Source organism: Kitasatospora nipponensis, from assembly GCF_039528135.1.
Lineage (GTDB): Bacteria > Actinomycetota > Actinomycetes > Streptomycetales > Streptomycetaceae > Kitasatospora > Kitasatospora nipponensis.
Genome location: NZ_BAAALF010001167.1, coordinates 1 through 517, shown reverse-complemented (window position 1 = coordinate 517; position 517 = coordinate 1). Strand labels below are relative to the sequence as shown.

The 517-nt window shown below is 69.4% G+C and carries 1 protein-coding gene; it reads right to left on the bottom strand.

Annotated elements, in window-relative coordinates; genetic code table 11:
• Nucleotides 1-83: 83 nt before the first annotated feature.
• The coding region (locus ABD323_RS45460; RefSeq protein WP_344447786.1) for a hypothetical protein at nt 84-517 on the bottom strand (434 nt) is incomplete at its 5' end.

The window sequence follows — 517 nt, the reverse complement described above, 5'->3', positions numbered from 1 at the left end:
CACGGGCGCCGCGCCGCAATAGACCGTCCACCACGCCAGCCCCAGGGCAACGGCCGTGCCGGACGCTCGTGAGCTGCTGGTGCCTATGCTCTCCGTGGCTTGCGCCGCTTGCCTCGGCTGCCGTTGGGCCTGTTCCGGTCCTGCTCCAGCATCACCGCGTCGAACTGGGCCTTGCTGGTCACGGCGCGTACCTCAGGTACGAGCGTGGTGGCGGTCGAGCGCCACGGGACGGGCGAGGCCCAGCCGACCAGGGGCAAGGTCTCGTTGTAGTGCGGAGCGAACTGCGCGACGGTGATGGTGGGCATCCGGTAGTCCAGGCTGCGGACGTGTGCGGTGAACGCCTCGGGCAGCGACACGTGGTGGGTTTCCAGGTAGTGCGGGAAGTCCTGGCGCCACAGCCATGCCCCGTCGGTCACCAGGGAGGAGCATCCCGGGGAGTTCCGGTGGACAGCGCCGGTGATGACATCGCGCCCGGCTTCCGTGACGTCGATCAGGACGTGGCCGGCATCCAGGTAGG